The organism is Mesorhizobium sp. WSM4810, assembly GCF_055811235.1.
Genome location: NZ_JBVVQV010000081.1, coordinates 1 through 971, shown reverse-complemented (window position 1 = coordinate 971; position 971 = coordinate 1). Strand labels below are relative to the sequence as shown.

At 57.8% G+C, this 971-nt stretch carries 1 protein-coding gene; it reads right to left on the bottom strand.

The features are described from left to right. Positions 1–52 precede the first annotated feature (52 nt). A partial coding sequence (locus AC0L3O_RS35360; RefSeq protein ID WP_473618145.1) for a M24 family metallopeptidase occupies positions 53–971 on the bottom strand: 919 nt, incomplete at its 5' end.

Sequence of the window (971 nt, the reverse complement as noted above, 5' to 3'; positions counted from 1 at the left end):
CCGGCGCATTGGTGTTGAACAATGCGCCGGCGTTCGCGCAAAACGGGGGAACTCAGTAATTTACCAACAGGTCACGGGGCATGCTGCTCAGTGACTTCACGCCGTTCTCGGTCACGCGAACAGTCTCGCTGAAGATGTAGCCGTCGTCCTTCTCAAAGATGCCGATGAGGACGTGGAAGGTCATGTTGGGTTCAATTACGGTGTTGTCGTCCTCCTGGAAGCTGATTCCTTCGCCGACCCAACCGTGGCCGATGGAGTAACCGCTCCTGGATTCTTTACGCACGCCGTATGGTTTAAAGGCGCGCTGGAACGCTTGCCAAACTTCAGAGCACTTAACTCCCGGCCGTATCGTTTCGACCTGCGCGAGGAAGCCGTCCAAAGCGGCTTGATGTAGGTGCCGCGCGCGAGCGGTTGGCTCACCCAAAAATACCGTCCGTGACAAGGCGCAGGCATAGCGGTGTCGGTAGGCGCCAATCTCGAAATTCGTCTGACAGCCCATCTTATAGCGTGCGTCGGACCACGAAAGGTGCGGTGCGTTGGCGGGAGAGCCAACCGGCATAGTTGGAAAGGCGCAAACACCCCCGGGGAATTCCGGTGTGCCTTTGACCAAAGCATTCAATATGGCGGCGCCCACGTCGCATTCGCGCGCGCCAGGAGCGATCTCGAGCCGGCCCACCTGCATGGCCCTATCCACAATCTTGCCGGCCTGCTCCATGTAGGCAAGCTCAGCTGGTGATTTTACCGTCTTCAGTTTAGAAATCATTCCATCGGCATCGATGAACTTCGATGAATCCAAGCTGTTACCGAGGGCGGCATGGTCCTTCACTCCAAACGTCTTGGCCGACAGTTCGACCCCGATTCGGCTCGACTTGGTGCGCTCGCGGATTAGATCGCCAATCGGCTCCCATGCCGTCCGCTGGCTCGACCCAATGTACTTCTCGGGATAACTGAGAATGCGTGATTGCGGCAGG